Source organism: Martinezella multihospitum (assembly GCF_900094585.1).
Classification (GTDB): domain Bacteria; phylum Pseudomonadota; class Alphaproteobacteria; order Rhizobiales; family Rhizobiaceae; genus Rhizobium; species Rhizobium multihospitium.
On sequence record NZ_FMAG01000004.1, the window covers coordinates 552293 to 574939 of the forward strand.

20 protein-coding genes are annotated in these 22647 nt (G+C 59.1%); 14 read left to right on the top strand and 6 right to left on the bottom strand.

The window, feature by feature from the left end; translation table 11 throughout:
* Positions 1-5: 5 nt before the first annotated feature.
* From GA0061103_RS18680 to GA0061103_RS18695, 4 genes are all read left to right on the top strand, one after another.
* Positions 6-854: an ABC transporter permease gene (locus GA0061103_RS18680; RefSeq protein WP_092713696.1), complete on the top strand. Its 849-nt coding sequence runs from the start codon at positions 6-8 to the stop codon at positions 852-854.
* Positions 851-1708 carry an ABC transporter permease gene (locus GA0061103_RS18685; RefSeq protein ID WP_092713698.1) on the top strand — a complete coding sequence of 286 codons (858 nt, stop codon included), beginning with the start codon at positions 851-853 and terminating at the stop codon, positions 1706-1708. Before GA0061103_RS18680 ends, GA0061103_RS18685 begins: the two co-directional genes overlap by 4 nt.
* Positions 1709-1826: 118 nt before the next feature.
* Positions 1827-2825, top strand: coding sequence for a 4-hydroxyproline epimerase (locus GA0061103_RS18690; RefSeq protein WP_092713700.1), 999 nt, complete (start codon positions 1827-1829; stop codon positions 2823-2825).
* Positions 2826-2851: 26 nt separating this feature from the next.
* Entirely contained in the window at positions 2852-3838 is a 987-nt protein-coding gene (locus GA0061103_RS18695; protein WP_092713702.1) for a GlxA family transcriptional regulator, read from the top strand.
* A gap of 132 nt (positions 3839-3970) precedes the next feature.
* Here GA0061103_RS18695 and GA0061103_RS18700 read toward each other — a convergent pair whose 3' ends face one another.
* Positions 3971-5116, bottom strand: a complete 1146-nt coding sequence (locus GA0061103_RS18700; RefSeq protein WP_092713704.1) for an ROK family protein — start codon at positions 5114-5116, stop codon at positions 3971-3973.
* 200 nt (positions 5117-5316) lie between these two features.
* Here GA0061103_RS18700 and GA0061103_RS18705 point away from each other — a divergent pair, with 200 nt between their 5' ends.
* The 5 genes from GA0061103_RS18705 (at position 5317) to GA0061103_RS18725 (ending at position 11787) form a co-directional block, all read left to right on the top strand.
* Positions 5317-6594: an ABC transporter substrate-binding protein gene (locus GA0061103_RS18705; RefSeq protein ID WP_092713706.1), complete on the top strand. Its 1278-nt coding sequence runs from the start codon at positions 5317-5319 to the stop codon at positions 6592-6594.
* Between the two features lie 116 nt (positions 6595-6710).
* Entirely contained in the window at positions 6711-7586 is an 876-nt protein-coding gene (locus GA0061103_RS18710) for a carbohydrate ABC transporter permease (protein WP_092713708.1), read from the top strand.
* The gene (locus GA0061103_RS18715) at positions 7586-8437 is read left to right on the top strand and encodes a carbohydrate ABC transporter permease (protein WP_092713710.1); all 852 of its coding nucleotides are present in this window, start codon (positions 7586-7588) and stop codon (positions 8435-8437) included. Before GA0061103_RS18710 ends, GA0061103_RS18715 begins: the two co-directional genes overlap by 1 nt.
* 39 nt (positions 8438-8476) lie before the next feature.
* Positions 8477-9628 carry an ABC transporter ATP-binding protein gene (locus tag GA0061103_RS18720; protein WP_092713712.1) on the top strand — a complete coding sequence of 384 codons (1152 nt, stop codon included), beginning with the start codon at positions 8477-8479 and terminating at the stop codon, positions 9626-9628.
* Between the two features lie 17 nt (positions 9629-9645).
* Entirely contained in the window at positions 9646-11787 is a 2142-nt protein-coding gene (locus GA0061103_RS18725; RefSeq protein ID WP_092713713.1) for a beta-galactosidase, read from the top strand.
* An 85-nt stretch (positions 11788-11872) separates the two neighbouring features.
* On the opposite strand, the gene GA0061103_RS18730 is transcribed toward GA0061103_RS18725, so the two are convergent.
* The 4 genes from GA0061103_RS18730 to GA0061103_RS18745 all read right to left on the bottom strand — a co-directional run bounded on the left by GA0061103_RS18730 (position 11873) and on the right by GA0061103_RS18745 (position 16947).
* Complete coding sequence (locus GA0061103_RS18730; RefSeq protein ID WP_092713715.1) at positions 11873-12742, bottom strand: shikimate dehydrogenase; 870 nt, start codon at positions 12740-12742, stop codon at positions 11873-11875.
* Positions 12743-12881: 139 nt separating this feature from the next.
* Complete coding sequence (locus tag GA0061103_RS18735; RefSeq protein ID WP_092713717.1) at positions 12882-13553, bottom strand: TetR/AcrR family transcriptional regulator; 672 nt, start codon at positions 13551-13553, stop codon at positions 12882-12884.
* Between the two features lie 83 nt (positions 13554-13636).
* The gene (locus GA0061103_RS18740) at positions 13637-15523 is read right to left on the bottom strand and encodes a bifunctional sugar phosphate isomerase/epimerase/4-hydroxyphenylpyruvate dioxygenase family protein (RefSeq protein WP_092713719.1); all 1887 of its coding nucleotides are present in this window, start codon (positions 15521-15523) and stop codon (positions 13637-13639) included.
* Positions 15524-15606: 83 nt separating this feature from the next.
* Entirely contained in the window at positions 15607-16947 is a 1341-nt protein-coding gene (locus GA0061103_RS18745) for an MFS transporter (protein WP_092713721.1), read from the bottom strand.
* 456 nt (positions 16948-17403) lie between these two features.
* Between GA0061103_RS18745 and GA0061103_RS18750 the strand changes: the two genes are divergently transcribed.
* Positions 17404-18828, top strand: a complete 1425-nt coding sequence (locus tag GA0061103_RS18750; RefSeq protein WP_092713723.1) for a M20 family metallopeptidase — start codon at positions 17404-17406, stop codon at positions 18826-18828.
* A gap of 73 nt (positions 18829-18901) precedes the next feature.
* Here GA0061103_RS18750 and GA0061103_RS18755 read toward each other — a convergent pair whose 3' ends face one another.
* Entirely contained in the window at positions 18902-19387 is a 486-nt protein-coding gene (locus GA0061103_RS18755; RefSeq protein WP_092713725.1) for an Lrp/AsnC family transcriptional regulator, read from the bottom strand.
* A 171-nt stretch (positions 19388-19558) separates the two neighbouring features.
* Here GA0061103_RS18755 and GA0061103_RS18760 point away from each other — a divergent pair, with 171 nt between their 5' ends.
* From GA0061103_RS18760 to GA0061103_RS18775, 4 genes are read left to right on the top strand one after another with little or no spacing between them, the layout of a single operon-like run.
* A complete protein-coding gene (locus GA0061103_RS18760; protein ID WP_092713727.1) occupies positions 19559-20338 on the top strand; it encodes an ABC transporter ATP-binding protein in 780 nt (259 codons plus the stop codon).
* Between the two features lie 44 nt (positions 20339-20382).
* A complete protein-coding gene (locus tag GA0061103_RS18765) occupies positions 20383-21156 on the top strand; it encodes a transporter substrate-binding domain-containing protein (protein ID WP_092713729.1) in 774 nt (257 codons plus the stop codon).
* A gap of 12 nt (positions 21157-21168) precedes the next feature.
* Positions 21169-21894 (top strand): ABC transporter permease, encoded by a 726-nt coding sequence (locus GA0061103_RS18770; protein ID WP_092713731.1) that lies wholly within the window; start codon positions 21169-21171, stop codon positions 21892-21894.
* 11 nt (positions 21895-21905) lie between these two features.
* On the top strand, positions 21906-22595 hold the full coding sequence (locus GA0061103_RS18775) for an ABC transporter permease (RefSeq protein WP_092713733.1): 690 nt from the start codon (positions 21906-21908) through the stop codon (positions 22593-22595).
* Positions 22596-22647 lie beyond the last annotated feature (52 nt).

Below are 22647 nucleotides of genomic sequence, written 5' to 3' on the forward strand. Positions count from 1 at the left end.
GGAAAATGGACATCTCGGTCATTGCGGATACCTTCGATGCCTGGACCGATGACGCGCTAGGCTGGATCAGCGACAACGGCGACTGGCTGTTCACTCCCTTGAGGGCGATCCTGGAGGGAACCTATAATGGCGTCCTCTGGCTGCTTCATTTGGCGCCCTTCTACGTCATCGTGGTCATCGTAGCACTTCTCGCGTGGCGCCTGATCAGCGCTTTGTCCGCCATACTGGCGGGACTGGGCCTGTTCTTCTGCGCAGTCATGGGATTGTGGAACGAAACCATGAGCACGCTTGCCCTCGTCACCACCGCCACCATACTCGCACTTGCCATCGGAATTCCGATCGGTATCGCCGCGGGCTTCATACGGTGGTTCGACAGGGCTCTGGAGCCGGTCCTCGACCTCATTCAGACATTGCCGCCATATATCTACCTTCTGCCGGCGATTGCCCTTCTTGGCTTCGGCCCCGCGACCGCGCTCGTTGCGACCTTCATCGTGGCGATGCCGCCCGCCATCCGCCTGACCTCGCTCGGTATCCGCATGACGCCGCCAGCCTTTATAGAATTAGGACAGGCGAGCGGCCTGACGCCATGGCAAATGTTCACGAAGATCAGGCTGCCATTTGCCATCCCAAGTGTCCTGGCGGGCATCAACCAGAGCCTGATGATGGCATTCGGCATGGTTGTGATCGCAGGCATCGTCGGCTCCGGCGGCCTCGGCGAAACCATCTACAGCGCTGTGCGCACGCTCGACATGGCGACGTCTATCAACGCCGCAATCGCAATCGTCATCCTGACGATGGTACTCGACAGATTGACGCAGAGCGCGGCCGGCCGCGCCAAGGCAGGTGCAAGATGAACCTCGATCTTCTCCGGTTTTCGCCCGGTACCTATCTGGCCCCCATTGTCGATTGGCTGAACACCAACTTTCATCCCGTCTTCGAAGGCATCACCTGGCTTATCGAAGCGGTGCTTGGTGGGATCGAATCGGCGCTTCTTTACCTGCCGCCCTATGCGGTGATTGCCATAGCCGTGCTTTTTGCAGCCTTTGTCATCAATATCAGAGTTGCGGCGGTGACGGCCGTCGCTCTCACCTTCTGTCTGCTCACCGGCTTCTGGGCTGCATCCATGCAGACCCTGGCTCTGGTAACGGTCGCAGTCGCCATCTCCGTCTCGATCGCCTTCCCGCTCGGCATTCTTGCGTCACGCTACAAGACCTTCGAGAAGGTTGTAAGGCCGTTGCTCGACATCATGCAGACCGTTCCGCCCTGGGTCTATCTCATACCGGCCGTCATGATCTTCAGTCTCGGCCGTGTTCCGGCGATCATCGCAACGATCGTCTATGGCGTGCCGCCGATGCTGCGTCTGACGACGCTGGCGTTCAACCAGGTGCCGAAAGACCTTCTCGAGCTTGGACAAGCCACAGGCGCGCCGCCGCGCTCGATCCTCTTCAAGATCGAGATTCCCTCCGCAATGCCTACCCTGCTCGTTGGCCTCAACCAGTGCATTCTTCTTTCGCTGGCCATGGTCGTGCTTGCCGGGCTCGTTGGAGCCGGCGGGCTTGGAGCCGAGGTGACGCGGGGCCTGACCCGGATGGAAATGGGACTTGGGCTGCGGGCCGGCCTTGCGATCGTCGCCATAGCCATCCTGCTCGACAGGTTGTCAAAGGGCGCGTTGCAGGATCACGCCCGGTCATCGGCAAAGCACGGCTAGAGCGGCTCAGCTTTTCGCGGAATCTCTGAAACGCTCTAGCTCATTGTTTTCATGCAATTCCGGACGGAAAGCCGCTGCGCACTTTTCCTGGAATTGCTCTAAGCGGAAAGATCATCGAATGCGCCACAGTTTCTTCTGCATCGATTCCCACACCTGCGGCAATCCGGTACGGCTTGTCGCAGGCGGCGGCCCCTTGCTCCCACATCTTCCGATCGCCGAGCGGCGCGAAATCTTCGTCCGCGATCATGATTGGATCCGCAAGGCTCTGATGTTCGAACCGCGCGGACATGACATCATGTCCGGCGCCATCATCTATCCCGCCTATCGTGAAGACTGCGACCTTGCCGTGATCTTCATCGAGGTCAGCGGATGCCTGCCCATGTGCGGAGCCGGCACAATCGGTCTGGTAACGGCGGCAATCGAAGAAGGCCTCGTCACGCCACGCATTCCCGGCAAACTGTCCATCGAGACGCCGGCGGGCCGCGTGGATATCGACTATGACAAGCCGGGCGAATTCGTCGAGGCCGTCCGCATGTTCAATGTCGCAAGCTACCTGCATGCGGCCGATGTCGAAGTCGATTTGCCGGGGCTCGGCGCCCTGACGATCGACGTCGCCTATGGCGGCAACTATTACGCCGTCGTCGAACCGCAAAGAAACTGGCCTGGATTGGACGGCATGTCGAGTGATGACATCGTCGACATCAGCAGGAAGCTGCGCGATGCCCTCGAGCCGATCTGCAATCCGGTTCATCCCGAGGATGAAAGGATAAGAGGCGTCCACCACGCCCTATGGTGCGACGCGCCGACAAGCGACAAAGCCGATGGGCGGGGCGCGGTTTTCTATGGCGACAAGGCGATAGATCGCTCCCCCGGCGGCACCGGCACCTCCGCCCGCCTTGCTCAACTGCATGGCAAGGGCCGACTGAAGGTCGGCGACACCTTTCGTCAGGAGAGCCTGATCGGCACGATATTCGAAGGATGTATCGAGTCGGAGGTTGAAGTCGGAGATTTCAGGGGTATCAGGCCGAGCGTCGAGGGCTGGGCGCGGATCATCGGCCACAACACGATCTTCGTCGACGATCGAGATCCTTTGGCCTATGGTTTCCAGATCAAATAGAAGAGGTCGGTCCCGCGAGGCATTGCATGAAATCCGTCAAACAAGAAGCTAAGCACGATCCCTTGAAGGTCGGGTTCATCCTCGCACGATCATTTACGCTTTCCGCCTTCGCTCTGTTCGTCGATACGCTGAGATTGGCGAGCGACGAGGCCGACAAATCGGGCAGAGTGCTAGCCGACTGGCAGGTCTTGGGTAGTACCCGGCATCTCATCACATCGAGCTGCGGTGTTCAGGTGGCACCGACATCGGACTTTATCGACCCAAAGGAATTCCACTACATTGTCGTCGTCGGCGGACTTTTGAATGCCGACATCACGATCGATCAACAGACTTCCGATTATCTGAAGAAGGCTGCGGCTCAGAAGATCCCGCTGATCGGGGTTTGCACCGGCACGTTCATCTTGGCACGCCTTGGCTTGATGAAGACACACCAGACCTGCGTCAGCTGGCTGCATTACCAGGCCTACCGGGAGCAATTCCCCGAAAACCCCGTTCGCTCCGATCGCCTGTTCAATCTCGACCGGAGCCGCGGATCATGCGCTGGTGGAAGCAGCGCTGCCGACATGGCGGCCTTTCTTGTCAGACGGCACATCAGCCGAGATGCCGAACGAAATGCGCTGGAAGTGCTGCAGATCGAGCGCGCCCGATCCGGGCTGGATATTCAGCCGCGCAAGCCGCTCGCGATCGAATGCCAGGATCCACGCCTGAAAGCCGTGCTGATTACCATGGAGAGCCATATCGAGGACGTGGTGCCGACCGAAGATCTTGCTGCATCGGTCGGGCTGTCCCGGCGGCAGCTCGAACGTCTGTTTACCGAGGAAATGAAAACCTCTCCCGGAGCCGTCTACACCCGCATTCGCATGGAACGTGCCAAGCAGCTCGTTCTCCAGACAGAGGCGCCGCTCATTGAAATCGCACTGGAGGTCGGCTTCGACAGCGCCTCCCATTTTGCAAGACTCTTTCGCCGGCTCTACGGACAATCTCCCACGGAGTTGCGGCGCGCACATGCCTGAAGCTGCGGTGGGGATCTGATGTGGCAATGACCGCCAGCTTCGCCAACGGCCCCCGATGGAGGACGAGCCGGGGTCCGACAGGTGGCCTCTTGGCGACACGGCGCGCATATGCGGATCATGCGCGCAGCGGCATCATTCAACATCCAGATCGAAGAAGTGCTGGGTCGCAAGGGCTGCGGCGCCCCGCGCCCAGGAGCCCGGCACCCAATCAGGAAGCAACTCCGGCGTATTCAAAAAGACGTATTTTGCCATCGAACGGCGGATCGGCTCGAGAATCGCCTCGCCAAACTGCATGGCTTCGCCGCCGGCAATGAGAACCTCGGGATCGAACAGGTTCACCAGATCCGCCACGTGACGTCCGATCAGTTCTCCCGCTTCCGCCATGACCTGGAGAGCCGCCGGATCGCCGCCATCGATCGCCGCTGCGAACTCGTCGCGATTGGTCTTTGCGCCGCGGCGCCGGCCCCATTCCTCGATCATCGCAGCCTCGGCTGCGTGAGCCTGAAGGCAGCCTCTTCTCCCGCATTCGCAAAGCCGGCCGCCGGGAATCGTGATGATATGACCAAGCTTTCCGGCCAAGCCATGGCTTCCATGATAGATTTCTCCACCCATAACGAGCGATGACCCGACGCCGGTACCGACTGCGATCGTTGCGAAATTGCTGTAGTTGCGGCCTGCACCGAAGAGCCGCTGTGCGACGGTGAAGGCGCTGATATCGTCATCGATCCAGACTGGAATATGAACCCGTTCGCGCAGCAATTCGGGAAAGGCGAGATTGCGCCAGCCGAAGCGTGGACTCTGGACGCAGATTCCGTTGACGGCATCCACCTCGCCGGGGATGGAAACGCCGACGCCCATGACCGGCGAACCGGTGCGGCCGGCATCGGCCAGCAGCTTCGGGATCGCCGTCGCGATGGCGTCGACCATCGTTCCGGGCAGCGTGTCGGGCACAGGCATATCGAAGGAGGCGATCGGAGTCGTGGCGAGATCAGTCAGGACACAATCGATGCTGTCGTGGCGAAGCTTGAATCCAACAGCCAGATGGCCGTCATAGTTGATATCGACCGGTACGGGCCGGCGCCCGGTTGCGCCCGTCTGCGCTTTTCCTTCGACGACGAGCCTCTCCTCGATCAGTTCCGTGACCACGAAGGTCACGGCCGCCGGGCTGAGACCCGTCACCGTGGCGATTTCGGCACGCGGCATTGCCCCACGGTTTCGCAGCAGGTTGAGGATGAGCCGCCGGTTGAGGGCTCGGGAGGTACTAGGGTTGCCGCGCACGGTGATCCTTTAAATTTATTTTGTAAATTAACTATTGTCGCTTCCCGGAAGATACGGTATGCAATAGCACATGGCAATGGAGGAATGTCCGCTTGTATCAACACGAGCGGCAATGCCGGTTTATTGCGTAATTTCTGAAGGTTAGCGGCTGCTCATATCGGTGGGCGGGCCAGGATTTGATGTGCCTCGGGAGGAAAAAGATGGCATCGAAGAACGAACTTTCACTCATCAATGCAATCAGGGCGTCTCGGCGCCAGTTCGTGATCGGCACGGGCGCTGCCCTGGCCGCTACGGCGCTTTATCGCCCGGCAATTGCCAATGGCGGCGAGGTGACGATCATTTCGGATATCGGCAATGCCGACCAGCGCGCCGTCCTCGAGCGCATTGCCGCCGACTTTACCAAGAAGACGGGAACGAAAGTCACCATCAACAATATGGATCACGAGGCCCACAAGACGGCTATCCGCAGCTACCTCGTCGTCGGCGCCCCTGATATCTGCTTCTGGTTCTCCGGCAACCGCATGAAGGCTTTCGTCGACCGCGGACTGTTCGACGACATTTCCGACCTGTTCGCCAAGGAAGGCTACAGAGACAAGCTGGGCGCCACCATGACGGCCGTCACCGTCAACGGCAAGCAATACGGCCTGCCGCTTGGCGGCATTCTCTGGGGCCTTTTCTACCGCAAGGACGTTTTCGCCGAGAAGGGCTGGACGGCACCGAAGAATTGGGACGAATTCCTGAAATTCGGCGAGGCGGCGAAGTCTGCCGGCATGACCCCCATCAGCATGGGCACGAAGGAACTGTGGCCGACGGGCGGCTGGTTCGACCACATGAACCTGCGCATCAACGGCCTTGAAAAGCATCTCGCCCTGATGGAAGGCAAGGTTCCCTATACCGACCCGATGCTGAAACCGGTCTTCGACAAATGGGAAGAGCTCATCAAGGCCAATTTCTTCTCCGCAAGCGGGCCGTCCTTCGGCTGGGAACAGGCGGGCGCGGCTCTCGCACAGAAGAAGGCCGCGATGATGGACCTCGGAGGCTTCATCAAGTCCGCCTTCCCGGCAGGCGACGAGGCCCAGATCGCCTTTGCCTCTTTCCCGGAAATCGTATCCGGTGTCGAACGCTATGAGGATTTCTCGGTCAACTCGGTGCATATCCCGGCCAAGGCGAAGAACCGGCAGGGCGCGCGTGATTTCCTTGCTTACTTTTATCAGCCGGAAAATCTCGGCGCATTCCTCGAAGCCGAAGGCACCATTCCGCCGCGCAACGACTGCCCTCCGAGCAAGGATCCCTTGGTCAACATCGCCGTGGAGTCGCTCAAGACCGTGAAGGGAACGTCGCAATATTATGACCGCGACACCGACCCGGACATGGCGCAGGACGGCATGAAGGGCTTCCAGGAATTCACGGTCAAGCCCGAGCGGCGCGACCAGATCCTGGCGCGTCTCGAAAAGACCCGCGCGCGCATTTTCAAATAGTCCTCCCGGACCAAGGCGCGGCGGGCATCGGCTTTAAGCCCTCACTCCGCCGCGCTGCCTTGAAAAACTCGCACCTTCCGACGTGCCTTGAATTATCGAACCAAGAAGTCTGAGCCATGTGGAAAAAACACAGGAACTGGCTGACGCCTGTCCTCTTCATTGTGCCGGGATGCATCCTGTTCGGTACGATCATCATCGCTTCCTCGGTGGAATCGATCTGGATATCGTTCTTCGATTGGGACGGTGTCGGGCAGAAGACCTGGGTGGGATTGGCAAACTATTCCGAACTCTTTGCCGATCCGCAATTCTACGTCTCGCTGAAGAACAACATTATCTGGCTCGTCATGTTCATGGCGGCGCCGCCGCTCGGATTGGCGCTGGCGCTGCTCGTCAATCAACAGATCGCCGGCATGCGGATCTTGAAGTCGCTCTTCTTCATCCCGCTCGTGCTTGCGACGGTCACGGTCGGCGTCGTGTTCGGCTGGGTCTATGACCCGAATTACGGGCTTCTTGCCCTCATCTTCAGTCTCTTCGGTGCAACGGCGCCTGCCCTGCTTGCCGACGAGCATTTCGTGACCTTCGCCGTGGTCGCCGCCGCGCTCTGGCCGCAGATCGCATTTTGCATGGTGCTCTTTCTTGCGGGCCTCAACAATCTGAGTTCCGACATCATCGGGGCCGGACGTGTCGATGGCGCACGCGGCTGGAACATGCTCTGGCACGTCGTGCTGCCGCAATTGCGCCAGGTGGGTTTCATCGCCCTGGCCGTGACCGTCGTCGGTGCATTGCGATCCTTCGACATGATTGCGGTGATGACATCGGGCGGCCCCTTCGGCTCGTCGGAGGTGCTGGCCTACCAGATGTACGAGCAGTCGATCTTCTCCTATCGCTTCGGCTACGGCGCGGCGATCGCCACCATCCTCTTTGCAATCATGATCGTTTTCATCACCTGGTATCTGCGCGTCATGGTGCGCATGGAACGGGAGACACGCTGATGTATCCTCGCCCCATCCCCGAAGAAAAGCCGGCGCTTCGCGGCCTTTATGCCGGCTTCGTCGGCCTGATCCTCATATTGTGGCTGCTGCCGCTCTTTGCGGTCATGTTGACCGCATCCAAGACAGCCGATGAAATCATGGCCGGCAAATACTGGACATGGCCCGAGCACTTCAATCTCGTTGAGAACTTCCAGTCCGTCTTCCAGCAGACGAATATGTGGGGCTATTTCATCAACAGCCTCATCATCACCTTGCCTTCTGTATTGCTGGTTCTCGTGTTCTCGACGCTGACCGGCTATGTGCTGGCGCGCTATAATTTCCGCGGCAACGCCCTGCTCTTCTCGCTCTTCGTCGGCGGCAACTTCCTGCCTGCACAGATCATGATGATCCCGGTGCGCGACCTCATGGTCTCGGTCGGCCTATACGACACCTATTTCGCGCTAATCATCTTCCATGTCGCCTTCCAGACCGGCTTTGCGACCCTATTCATGCGCAATTTCATCGCGGCGCTGCCCGATGAATTGTTCCAGGCGGCACGCGCGGAAGGCGCCTCCCCCTGGCAGACGATGCGCCACGTCGTCATACCGCTGATGCGGCCGGCGCTCGCAGCCCTTGCGATCCTGATCTTCACCTTCGTCTGGAACGATTATTTTTGGGCGATCGTACTCACCCAGAGCGATGTCGTGAAACCCGTGACGGCGGGCTTGAACAATCTCAGAGGCGAATGGACGTCTGCCTGGAATATCGTGGCGGCGGCAACATTGTTCGTCGCCGTCCCCCCGGTCCTGATGTTCTTCCTGATGCAGAAGCATTTCATCGCAGGCCTGACCATGGGCGCCGTCAAGGGCTGACGCTTTCCGCACCGCGCGAACCGATTTGGAGTATCACTCATGAGCCATGTACAGCTGATCGATATCGACAAACACTATGGCGGCTATCATGCCCTGCGTTCGGTCAATCTTTCCGTCGACAAGGGCGAGTTCATCGTCATGGTCGGCCCATCGGGCTGCGGCAAGTCCACCACGCTGAAGACGATTGCGGGGCTTGAAAACATCAGCTCCGGCGAGATCTGGATCAACGGCCGCAACGTCACGCGCGAGGAGCCAGGCGATCGCGGCATCGCGATGGTCTTCCAGTCCTACGCGCTTTATCCGCACATGACGGTCGCCGAGAACATGGGCTTCGGCCTGAAGATGGCCAAGCGCCCGCAAGCCGAGATCGACGCCGCCGTCAAGCGAGCGGCCGAAATCCTTAGAATATCCGACCAGCTCGACAAGCGCCCGAAGCAGCTTTCGGGCGGCCAGCGCCAGCGCGTCGCCATCGGCCGCGCCATCACCCGCTCGCCGGAGGTCTTCCTCTTCGACGAACCGCTCTCCAATCTCGATGCGGCGCTGCGCACGCAAATGCGCGTCGAGCTTTCAACGCTGCATCAGCAGCTCGGCTCGACGATGATCTATGTGACGCACGATCAGGTCGAGGCGATGACCATGGCGAGCCGGATCGTCGTGTTCAACAAGGGGATCATCGAGCAGGAAGGCGCGCCACTCAACCTCTATCACAATCCGGCAAACCAATTCGTCGCCGGCTTTCTCGGTGCGCCACGGATCAATTTCGTCAATGCAAAGCTTGTTTCCCTTCGCGACGGCATCGCTGAAGTCACGCTCGAAGGTAGCGGCACGACGGTCCGCGTTCCGGTGGGCGATGTCGGCGATCTTAAGGCTGAGTCCCATCTCACCCTGGGCATCCGGCCGGAATCGCTGAAGATCGGTCCCTCCGCCGAGGACGCCGCCATTTCATTCGACGGCAAGGTCCGGCTCGTCGAGCAGCTCGGCCGCGAAACCATTCTTTACGTCGACGCAGGCCCGCTCGCCACGATCGGCTCGGAAAGCGGCACACGCAATTTCACCGTTCAGCTCGGCAATGCCACCAGCTTTTCCGCCGGCGAGCAGATCAAGCTGTCCGCCTCGACATCCTCCCTCTATCTCTTCGGCCCGGATGGCAGAACCCTCAGCCGGCCGAAATCAATCATTGCCTCTCTGTAAAGAAAGCTTGTGATCTCATGAAAGTTTTGGAAAGAAAGCCGCTCTCGGTCTGGCGGACGCTCAATCTCGACGGCTTCATGGTCGGCGTGCCGCATTATCCCGAACATGTCGACGAGAGCTATTGGGACCGCGACGCCGAACGCATGGCGGCTGCCGGTTTCAACACCGTTCGCATGGCGGAATTCGCGTGGCACATCATGGAGCTGCATGAGGATCATTTCGATTTCTCGCTCTTCGACAAGGCGATCGTCGGCCTGGCCAAGCACGGCATCAAGACCATTCTCTGCACGCCGACGGCGACGCCGCCGCGCTGGCTGACGGCAAAGTACCCTGAAGTCCTGCGCGTCGATGCCAATGGCAGGCAGGCAAGCCATGGATCGCGCCAGCATTGCGACACGACGAGCCCGGTGCTGCGCCGGCACAGCCAGCGCATTACCCAGGTCATGGCCGAGCATTACCGGGACAATCCGCACGTGATCGGCTGGCAGACGGACAACGAGTTGAACACGACCACCTCCGAAAGCTACTCGCCCTCGGCACTCATCGAGTTCCAGAAGTTCTGCCGCGCAAAATACGGCACGATCGACGCACTGAATTTTGCCTGGGGCGGCGACTTCTGGGCAACGGCGTACCAGACCTTCGAGCAGATCGTCTTCCCGCAGCCAATGAATCCGTCCTTCTCCAGCCCCGGTCATGTGCAGGACTATCACCGCTTCCTCGCCTTCGCGACGGCCCTCTTCCAGCACGATCAGGTGGAGATTCTCAGAGCCATTAATCCGGCATGGTTCATCTTCCATAATCTCGGCAACCTTGCTGATATCGATTTCCGCGGCCAGTTCGGCCAGGATCTCGATTTCATCGGCTTCGACATCTACCCCTTCCTCTATGACGAGATGCGTCGCGGCGGCGGCCATGCGATCACGCAGGCTTTCCATCTCGACCAATGCCGCGCCTATTCCGGCAATTTCATCGTTCCAGAGCAAGCCTCCGGCCTCGGTAGCCAGCCGGGCTTTTCCTCCTCCGTGCCGGAGCCCGGCGAGATGCGCCGCATGGCGATGACCTCGGTGTCGCGCGGTGCGGACGGTCTGATGTTCTTCCGCTGGCGGCCGGCGCATTTCGGCGCCGAGATCTACTGGAACGGCATCATCGACCACGATGACGTCCCGCGCCGCCGTTATGAGGAAGCCAAGCAATTCGCGTCCGACATCCGCAAGATCGAGGACAAGCTGCTCGGCACGACCGTCCGTATGGATGTTGCCATCGCCGGGGCAGATTTCGACAACCAGGAAGCATACAAGACCTACGCGATCGGCCTGCCAAGCCCGATGCAGGATGCAGCCCATCTGCACCGCGCATGCTATGAGGCCGGCATTGCCTGCGGCTTCATCCATCCGGAAGACGATCTCTCACGCATCAAGGCCCTTTATGTTCCTCATTGGGTCATGTGGAAGGAGGAGTGGTCGCCAGCCGTGGAGAAGTTCGTCGCCGATGGCGGCACGCTCATCCTGTCGGCGATGACCGGAACTCGCGACGACAACAATCACATCATCCGCACTCAGGCACCGGGCAAGGCGCTCTCGGAGCTTTCGGGCGTGCGTGTCTATGAATTCGGTCCTGTTTCCGCGCCAGGGGCGGATGGACTGTTCACCGGTTTCCGCGAGGGCGGCATCGGTAGCCATCAACCGTCGCCACGTCCAGCGGCAACCTCCGCCTCGCGCAAATACGCTTATACGATCGGCAATCGTCAGCTCGAGGCCGGGCACCTTTACGAGAAGCTGGAAACAACGGCGGATACAGAGACCGTTGGCCGCTGGTCCGATCGCTTCCTGGAAGGCACGCCAATGTTGACGCGCCGCCGGCATGGCCACGGTCAGGTCTACTACCTCGGCACCTATCTTACCGCGCCGCTTGCAGAGGTCGTTCGCGAGCTTCTCGTCAGCAACGGTGTTGCCGCGCCGCTGGTGCAGGATCTGCCCGATGGCGTCGAAGTGTCACTGCGCGAGGGTGGCGGCAGGAGGCTGCTGTTCGTGCTCAATACCGAGCATGAAACGAAGATCGTCAATCTGCCGGCAGGTACCGACCTGCTGACGGGCAAAGCCATATCGGGCACGACCGAACTTGCCGGCTACGGCGTATTGGTGATCGAGCAATCGGTCTGATACCAGCTGTGACGTCTCCGGCGCCGAGGATGAAACTTCGGCGCCGGAGTTTTGGGATTGAGGCTCTTCAATCATTGATCGGCGTTTAGGCGCGCAGCGAATTGAAATGCTGCATCATACGCTCGGCCGCCGGGCGGATGCCGGTGAACAGTTCGAAAGCCTTTACGGCCTGGAATACCGCCATGCCGCCGCCGTCGAGAACACGGCACCCTGTCTGTCGGGCGCGTTTTACCAGCTCGGTCTCAATCGGGAAATAGACGATTTCCGCGACCCAAAGACGATCGGATAGGAGTTGCGCATCGAGCGGGAGCCCGGGATGAGCGGCCATGCCGGTCGGTGTTGCATGAACCAGACCATCAGCCGCATCCAGTGCCGCGGCAAGATCATGACCAATCGAGAAACGGCAAGTGGCATGCGCCGGCTGAAGCTGGTCGACAAGCGCCTGCGCGCGAGAAGGGTCGAGATCGAATATCTCTACGGAATGCGCGCCCATTTCAGCCACCGCATGCGCAACGGCAACGCCGGCACCGCCTGCGCCCAGCTGCACGACATGGTCGAGTGAAACCCCGGCCAGCCCGCGCCGGAAGCTTTCGGCAAATCCCCACCAATCGGTATTGTGGCCGATCCGGCGCTGCCCATCAAAAACGATCGTGTTGATGGATCGCAGCGCCTGGGCATCGGGCGAAAGCTTGTCCACCAACGCGACAGCCGCCTGCTTGCAAGGATGCGTGATATTGAGGCCGGCAAAGCCCTGCGCCTCGGCTTCGTCGACAAGAGCTGGCAGATCCGACACGGAAAGACCACGTGCATCCAGATCGATGAGATCGTAACGATAGGACAGGCCGCAATGCTCGCCTTCGCGCATATGCATGGCCGGCGTCAGCGAACGGCCTATCCCGGCACCGATTAATCCGACATGAAGTTGACGAGGGGCAATGGCGGCTTGAGTGTTCAATCTTTCCTCCCGAGCAGCAAAACAAAGCCGTGCCGCTGGCTTATTTGCAAAATGTACGAACTAGTACGTAAAGTCAATATGAGGCGTGATTGAGTGCAGTGGGAAGACGCCAAAGCCAATCCAATAACTCTGTCCCTCGTCAGGCCATTTCGGAGGAAGGATGTCTTAGAAATGCAAGGATCGCATCGACGATCAGAGATTTATGCCGCCTCTTCAAGGCTTCGGACGACAGGTCACGCTCGAAGATCGCCCCGAAAGTATGCCGATTGGAAACGCGAAAAAAGCACTGGGCGCTGATCATCATATGCAGATCGACCGGGTCTACTCGGCGAACAAAGCTGCCATCGGCGTAGCCCCGTTCCAGGATTTGCGTGATGATATCGATGATGGCGATGTTCATCTGCGACAGGACGACAGAACGCTTCATATGTTCGGCGCGATGGATGTTCTCGATGCTGACCAGCCGTACGAAATCCGGATTTTGGTCGTCATGATCGAAGGTACTTGCGATCAATTGCGCCATAGCCTGAACGGGCGGCATGTTTTCGAGATCAAGCTCGCTCTCCAGCGTGCGGATCTTCGTATAGGCCTGCTCGAGAACGGCAAGATAGAGCCCTTCCTTGCTGCCGAAATAATAGTAGATCATACGCTTGGACGTCTTGGTGCGCTCGGCGATCTCGTCTACGCGCGCGCCGGAAAAACCGGCTGCGACGAATTCCTCGGTGGCGATCTTCAGGATATTTTCCTTGGTCGCGTCTGGATCGTTCTTCCGCGTAAGACGCTCGATCTTGGCCGCTTGCGCTTTGGTCATGCCTTGCCCGTCTTCCTGGGTCTGTCTCTGCCCATCATTGAAGATCAAAGCTTTAACACAGGCTTCACGCCAATGGGGAGAGCCTAAAGTTTCGGCAGACCAATCGGTCGCAGATGCCGCCTCAGCGCTGCGATGCGAAAGATGGCGTTCGCCGCACCATAGCCCCGATAGCCGCTGCGCTGGACGATTTCGAAGAAGAAGCCTTCGCCGTAAGTGGGGCTGTAAAGCTGGAAATATTCGCCGTGATCGTCGCGGTCATAGAGGATGTTGTGCGCCTTCAGGCGATCCGTGAAAGCCGGCTCCAGGCCAAATCTCGCTTCCAGATCGTCGTAATAGTTGGGCGAGATCATCAAGGTGGCAAAACCGTTCTCCGACAGGGCGGCTGCTGCTGCGAAAATATCATCGGTCGCAAAGGCCAGGTGCTGGATGCCGGAGCCAAAAGTCTCGGCGATGAAATGGCCGGCGAGCGTGTTCCGATTTTCCGCACCGTTCAGCGTGATGCGCAAGGTGCCTTTTTCGTTTTCGACGACCTGGCTGCGGACGACGCCGGCAGGATCGATAATGTCGACCATCGGCGTCTTATGCGCCTTCAATATCGCCGTGTAAAAGAGCAGCCATGTCAGCAGCTCCTCATATTTCATCGTTTGCGCGACATGGTCTATGCCCGTCAGCCCGACGAGCTGCAAATCGGTATTGTCGTTGACCGGATCGAATTCGATCTCCCATATGCGGCCGAGCGCGCTCCTGCGATCGAGGAAATACAGGATGCCGCCACCAATGCCCCTGACACCAGGCATTTCGATCTCGCCGGGTGCCAATGGCTGTTCGAAGCGTTCGGCGCCAAGGGCCACTGCCCGCGCAAGTGCGGCCTCGGCATCATCCACCCACAATCCCATCGCATAGGCCGACTGCCCATGCAAAGCATAGGAGGCGCTGGCAAATCCGTCCGGATCGGTATTGACGACCAGATTGATATCGCCTTGCCGGAACACATCGACGCGCTTGCTCTTGTGGCGCCCGACATGGCGAAAGCCAAGCGTGCGCAGCCGATCTGAAAGACCGGGCGCCTCGGCTTCGTCGACGGTAAATTCGACAAAGGCAACGCCATCAACCTCGGCACGTGCGGGCATCGGCGGCAAGGTGAGGCTGCTGCTTTCCGCACGATGAACCTGGTCGCCGAGATAGATGAGCGAGCGCCGGCCATCGACGGCGATGGCGGTCGGCGAACCGCCGCGAAACTGGTCGTTGAAAATCTCCAGCGAGAGATAGCCGTCGTAACCCGTTGCAGCGACAGCCTTCATGAATTCGAGCACGGGAAGGTCGCCCTCCCCCGGCATGTTGCGGAAATGGCGGCTCCAATAGAGCAGATCCATGTCGATCAACGGCGCGTCGGCAAGCTGGATGATGAAGATCTTCTCTTTCGGGATCGACCGGATCGAATTGACGTCGATCTTTCGCGAAAGCGTATGGAAGCTGTCGAGAATGAGACCGATATTCGGATGATCGGCCCGACGGACGATTTCCCAGGCATCGCGGTGGTCGTGAATGTGCCGCCCCCAGGCAAGCGCCTCATATCCGACCCGCAGGCCGCGTTTGGCCGCCCTCTCGCCGAGCTCGAAGAAGTCGGCTGCGGCACGATCAATACCGCCCAGCGCCGCGGACGAGACATTCGAACAAACGAGAACGAGGTCGGTCCCCATCTCCTGCATCAGGTCGAATTTGCGTTCGGCCCGGTCGAAGGTGCGGCTGCGCAGGGGTTCGGGCATGCCTTCAAAGTCGCGGAACGGCTGAAAGAGCGTGATCTCCAGCCCATGATCCCTGACCATCTGACCGACCTGGCGCGGTGATTCATCGAAGGCGAGAAAGTCGTTCTCAAAGATTTCGACACCATCGAAACCTGCCTTGGCAATGGCCTGAAGCTTTTCCTTGAGGTCACCGCTGATCGAAACGGTCGCAATCGAGGTTTTCATTGTTTCATCCCGTTACTTGACGATTTTCAACAAACTCATCCGCGATCGCGACACGTTATCGCCATCAAGATCAGACGCGACGACTAGACCGCGCGATCGGCATGGCGAACAGAGGCCGCTAAGCGTCGCTCATCCCTGCCGAGTTGATCGATCGGCATCCGGTAGGTCTCCGTTGCGGTTGCCGCCGAAATGGCAGCAATCAAGGCTGTGATCGAAGTAAACACCGCAACCGGCACCCAACCCATCGGTCCTGTGCCCATGACCGCCGCACTGATCGTTGGCGCAAAGCCGCCGAGCGCAAAGCCGATCTGGGTTCCGACCGCCATGCCTGACAGACGAACGCGCGTGTCGAACATCTCTGCATAGAGGGCCGGCCAGATGCCGTTCGATGCACTGTAGACCACGCCCGAAAGCAGGATGCCGAGGACGAAGACGAGCAGGAGGTTGTTCTGGCTGATGGCCCAGATATAGGGCCAGATCAGCACCGCGCAGCCGACGGCGCCAAAGATGAACACGGGCTTGCGGCCGATGCGGTCTGCGAGAATGGCCCATGCGGGAATCGCGCCCAGCGCCACGATATTGGCAAGCACCAGAACGGTCAGCATCGTCGAACGATCGATATGCATCGTGTTGACGGCATAGGACAGCGTGAAGACGCTGAAGATCGTGCTGACGACGGAAATCAATGCGGCAAAGATGATGCGCAGGACATCGGCCCAATAATTGGTGATAAGCGAGACGAGTGGCACTTTTACGACCTCGCCCTTCTTCGTTTCCTCCAGAAAGGCAGGTGTTTCGGCAAGCGTCCGGCGGACCCAGAAGCCGACGAGAACCACCACGAAGCTTAGAAAGAAGGGGATGCGCCAACCCCATGACATCAATGCGGCTTCATCGAGCTTTCCAAGCGGAATGAAGACCAATGTCGCAAGGATCAGCCCGGCCTGCGTTCCGCTCAGCGTGAAGCTGGTAAAGAAGGCCCGCCGATGCTCTGGCGCGTGCTCAAGCGTCATAGAGCTGGCGCCGGCCTGCTCGCCGGCGGCCGAAATGCCTTGCAGCAAGCGCGCCAGGACCAAAAGAATAGGCGCCAGGATGCCGGCCTGATTATAGGTTGGCAGGCAGCCGATGATGAAGGTCGAAACCCCCATAAGGAGCAGGGTGAAGGTCAGCACCTTCTTGCGGCCGAATTTGTCGCCGACGTGACCCAGGACGACTGCGCCCAACGGCCGCATGATATAGGCGACGCCAAAGGTCGCGAATGAGGCGATGGCCGCCGTTTGCGGGTCTTCCGCCGAAAAGAAGATCTTCGGGAAAATGAGCGCTGCCGCCGTACCGTAGACGAAGAAATCATAATATTCGACGGCGCTTCCCAACCAGCTCGCAAGAGCCGCGCGCTTGGGTGTTTTATGTTCGATTTGTGTTTTCATGGTCGTTCCTCCCCAGAGCATTCGGATGTCGAGGACATATCGCAACCGTGCGCATCCGGCCTCCGCCTGCACCCGCTTGCAAGGACATCCGAGATCATCCTCACAGTCATCAATGCTGCACGATGCAGCACCGTCACTCCTCGTCAGCAATAATGTACGAACTAGTTCGTTTTGTAAAGCGCCACCAACTTGCGATCACGCGGCGCGTTGTTGCGGGCAACAGAAACAATGCGTTGAAGCAGTTTGTTGCGTCGCAGTCTGAGGCGGTGAAGGCCTTGCGATCGGGCCGAGAACGCTGGCCGTCTTGCAACCAAACGACGCTTTCCGACCGTTGCCAGAGCCAATAGCTCAAAACGATTGCATGTCGAAAACGCAGCGAGCATAAGATGCCACGCGAACACGACACCTTCCTGATGGCGGACAATCCGCAGGATTTAACAAAAATCGGAGTTGCAAATGAATGCGAATGACCGCCAGGAGCTTTGGGCGAAAATCGATGACGCCAAACAGCGGCTCATCGAATTGAGCGACCGCGTTTGGGGGATGCCCGAGGTTTGCTATACAGAGGTGCGCTCCGCTGCGGAACATAAGGCCGAACTCCTGCATCAAGGCTTTCGCGTGAAGGAAGGCATAGCCGGAATTCCAACATCGCTTGTTGGAGAGATTGGCGAGAGCGGACCTGTCATCGCATTCCTCGGAGAATATGATGCGCTGCCAGGCCTCAGCCAGGAAGCGGGTATTGCCGAACACAAGCCTGTCGAGACGGGCGGTCACGGTCATGGTTGCGGCCACAACTTGCTCGGCTCCGGCGCCATGCTCGCCGCTGTCGGCTTGGCAAACTTCCTGAAGGAAAAAGCTATTCCGGCGCGTGTTCGCTATTATGGATGTCCGGCAGAAGAAGGCGGCGCTGCCAAGGCCTTCATGGTACGCGAAGGCGCTTTCGACGATGTCGATATCGCCATATCGTGGCATCCCAACAGCTTCTGGGAGGTGGCGCCACCATTATCATTGGCCAATACCCGCGCCGATTTCGTCTTCAAGGGCCGCGCCTCACATGCCGCAGCCACCCCACATCTGGGGCGCAGCGCATTGGATGCCGTTGAGCTGATGAGCGTCGGCGTCAACTATATGCGGGAACATATGCCGTCCGATGCCCGTGTCCATTCGGCCATACTGGACACCGGCGGCATCGCTCCCAACGTGGTTCAAGCCCATGCGCGTGTCCGATACTCGATACGCGCCATGGAATTGCAGGACATGCTCGAGCTGGTGCAACGCGTCTACAAGATTGCGCAGGGCGCTGCCCTGATGACCGAAACCAGCGTGGAAATGAAGGTCGTCAGTGCAGTCTCCAACACTTTGGGCAACAGGCCGCTCGAACAGGCTCTTTACAATGCGATGGACGAACTGGGCGTACCGTCTTTCGATGACGACGATCGCGCATTTGCCAGGAAAATTCAGGGCACTTTGTCGGATGCCGATATCACGGCCGAATACCAGGCCATCGGAATGCCCGTCACCGACGAACCGCTCGCGACCTTTCTCACCCCGCAAAACGCAAACCGCAAGCCATTGATCGGGTCGACGGATGTTGGCGACGTCAGCTGGGTCATCCCGACCGTTCAGGTTCACGCGCCGACGGTTGCGATCGGCACGCCGTTTCATACATGGCAGGTGGTGGCCCAGGGCAAGATGCCGGTGGCACACAAAGCGATGGTGCATGCAGCAAAAGCGATGGCAGCGACAGGGCTTGCCGCGATCACTGATCCGATTTTGATGGAAAGCGCAAAAGCCGCCCTGGCCGAACAAACCGCCCGCAAACCCTATGTCAGTCCGCTGCATGCAGATGTGATGCCGCCCCTGGATATGTCCAGAGGATAGTTCCTTCTCGTCTCGTTATATGCGGATGAGAGGCGGGCACGGCGTGCTCGCCAATCATTCTGCAATCCGCAGGTTATCGTCCGGCGTCGTTACCCTCTGCCAGCGGCACGAATAATCCGAGCTTGACGTCACGCAATACAACATTGGTGTGCATGCGCCGGATCTGCGGATTTTCCGCCATGATGACGGCGGCGATGTCGTCATAGTGCTCGACATCCCTGGCAGTGACGATGGCAATGAGGTCGACGGCACCAGTGACATAATAGACCTGCTGGATATGATCCTGCTTTTCCGCCCAAAGGCGGAACTTGGCAAGCGCATCGTAATTGTCCCGCTCGATCTCCATGCCGACGATGAACACCATTGGAGTTCCGGTCGCCTTGCGGTCGACGACCGCGATTTCAGCCTTGATGATGCCATCCTCGCGCAACCTTTTCAGGCGCCGCTGTACGGCGGATGTCGAAAGGCCGACCTCCTCTGCGATCGCTTCGGCAGTGAGTTGGCAATTGCGCTGAACGATATCGAGAATATCGCGATCAAATCGATCCAGGTTTTCCATTCCTACTCCTCTGATCGCTAATAAAATCACCTGACGATATCTCTATTCTATCACAAAAGATGCACAAGAAATACATTTTTGCATTTTTTATGCAAAATAATCTGAAATTGCGCGCAAATTCCGCCCTTCTTCGCGATATTCTCCGCAAATTGTTTTTCATCGGAATTATGTATGACAGAGCTGTCCTCCCAGGCGCTTTGCGTGGAAGATCTCCACAAGAGCTTTGGGTCACATCAGGTTCTCAAGGGCGTTTCAACCACCGCCAATCAAGGGGACGTGATTTCCATCATCGGCTCGTCCGGCTCCGGAAAAAGCACGTTTCTGCGCTGCATAAACCTGCTTGAAATGCCCGATCGCGGCCGCATCGTCGTCAACGGCGAGGAAGTCGCTCTCAAGCGGGGACGCCACGGACAGATGCAGCCGAAAAACTGGCGGCAGATCGAGCGGATACGTAGCGGGTTGGGCATGGTATTCCAGAGCTTCAATCTCTGGGCGCACATGACCGTTCTCGAAAACATCATCGAGGCTCCGGTGCATGTCCTCCGCGTTCCCCGTCGCGAGGCGATCGAGAAGGCGGAGGCTCTTCTCAATAAAGTCGGGCTTTACGACAAGCGCGATGCCTATCCGGCCTTTCTCTCTGGCGGTCAGCAGCAAAGAGCGGCAATCGCTCGCGCGCTTTGCATCGACCCGGCAGTGATGCTCTTCGACGAGCCGACATCGGCGCTCGATCCAGAACTGGTTGGCGAAGTCCTCAAGGTCATCCGGGATCTGGCCGAGGAAGGCCGGACCATGCTGCTGGTCACCCACGAGATGCGCTTTGCCCGCGATGTCTCTAACCACGTTCTCTTCCTGCATCAGGGACGGATCGAGGAGGAAGGGCCGCCCAGGCAGATCTTCGACGCCCCGGTCAGCGCTCGCTGTCGGGAGTTCACCGGCATGCTGACGTCCTGACCCTCATCCCATTCGCAGACAAAACCATTAGGAGAATCTCTTACATGAAACTGATTTCCACTCTATTTGCCGGGCTCGCCCTTACGCTCTCCGCCATGACGGCGCAGGCAGAAGTTCGCTTCGGCATCATGAACGAATCCTATCCACCATTCTTCGCCAAGGATGCCTCGGGCAAATGGCAGGGCTGGGAAATCGACATGATGGATGCCGTCTGCGAGCAGATGAAAGAGAAGTGCTCTATCGTCGAACTTTCCTGGGATGGCCTCATCCCGGCGCTTCAGAGCAAGAAGTTCGATGTGATCTGGTCATCCATGTCGAATACGGCCGAGCGCTCGAAGGTCATCGACTTCACCGACAAATATTACAATACGCCCAGCACGCTGATCGGCCCGAAGGAGCAGAAGCCGGGCGCGACGGCAGATGACGTCAAAGGCAAGACCATCGGCATTCAGGTGTCGACCATCCAGTCGGAATATTACAAGAAGTATTTTGCCAAGGTCGCCGACGAGAAGACCTACCAGACGCTCGACGAGGCGTTTCAGGATCTCTCCGCCGGCCGCATCGACTATGTCTTTGGCGATTCCCTTGCGCTCGATGCCTTCCTGAAAAGCGATGGCGGCAAGGATTGCTGCGCCAAGATGGGCGATGTCGCCGACGACAAGGAAATCCTCGGAGCCGGCGTTTCCGGCGGCCTTCGCAAGGAGGACACCGAGCTCAAGGCAAAGCTCAACGCCGCGATCGCTGCGGTCCGCGCCAGCGGCAAATACGACGAAATCACCAAGAAGTATTTTAGCTTCGACATCTACGGCGCCAAGTAAACGATCGCAGCGATGGCGACCTCCCAACAAGGCATTCTGGATCTGCTCTCCCCCTATCCGCCCGGATGGGGCGGGGTACTTTTGACCGGGGCTGCCTCCACGGTCGCCATCTCCGCCGGCGCATTTCTGATAGGCCTGCTGCTTGGTACCGGCGGCGCATTGGGCAAGCTTTCCGGCATCAGGCCGTTACGCCTTCTGCTTGAACTCTATACGACCGCCGTCCGTGCGGTCCCCGAACTGATCCTGATCGTCGGGCTCTATTATGCGGGCATGGACGGCCTCAATCGCCTCCTCGCCGTGCTCAATCTGCCCGCCTTCGAATTGAACGGCTTTGCGGTCGCAGTTGCCGTGCTCGGCTTCGTGCAGGGCGCCTATATGACGGAGGTGCTGCGCGGTGCGATCCTTGCGATTCCCGTCGGCCAGATCGAGGCGGCGAAGGCTTTCGGCATGGGGCCGCGCCTGCGTTTCCGCCGCATCATTCTGCCGGCTCTGCTGCCGAACGCCCTTCCTGGTCTTGCCAATCTGTGGATGTCGGTCACCAAGGACAGCGCGCTCGTCGCGGTCGTCGGTTATCAGGAACTGGCTCTCGCCACACGTCTCGCCGGTGCGAGCACCAAGCACTATTTCATCTTTTTCCTCGCCTCCGCGCTCATCTATCTCGCTCTGACACTCGTCTCGAATGTCCTATTTAACTTGGTCGAGCGGCGAGTGCGGCGCGGCCAGCCGAAGCTTGCGTGAGGAGTGCGGGCATGACCTTCTCATGGATATCATCCTATTCGCCGCTTTTGTTGACGGGAGCCGTGCAAACGCTGTCGCTGCTCGCGATTTCCGTCGTCTTCGGCTTCGTCATCGCAATCGGCCTCGCCTTCGCCCAGGTCAGTGGCGGCCCTTTTCTGCGAACCCTTGCGCGTGGCTATTGCACCTTCTTCCGGGGTACGCCGCTGCTGATACAGCTCTGGCTGCTCTATTACGGCGTCGGCTCTCTTCTGCCGATGATCCCGGGAATCCGCCAAAGCCTCTTCTGGCCGATCCTGCGCGAAGGATTCTTCTTTGCCGCTGTCAGTTTCACGCTGAATTATGCGGCTTACGAGGCGGAGGTTTTGCGCGGCGCGTTGCTGGCTGTCCCGAAAGGCGAGCTGGAAGCCGGCCGCGCGTTCGGCATGCGGCCCTTCACGCTGACCCGGCGCATCTGGCTGCCGCGCGCCATTCGCATCGCACTGCCGACGATCGGCGGCGAAATCGTCATGCAGCTGAAAGCGACCCCGCTCGCCTTCACCGTGACGGTGATGGATCTCTACGCCGTTGCCACCAAGGTTCGCCAGGACACGCTGCTCGTCTACGAGCCGCTGATCGTCGTAACCGTCTTCTATCTCATCCTTACAGCCATCATCGCGCGAAGCTTCCGTTTTCTGGAAGCTCAGGTGCCGGTGCGGCGCTAACCCCTGGCACGAAGGAGGGGCCAAACCTCTCCGCAGATGCGAGCCATTTTGG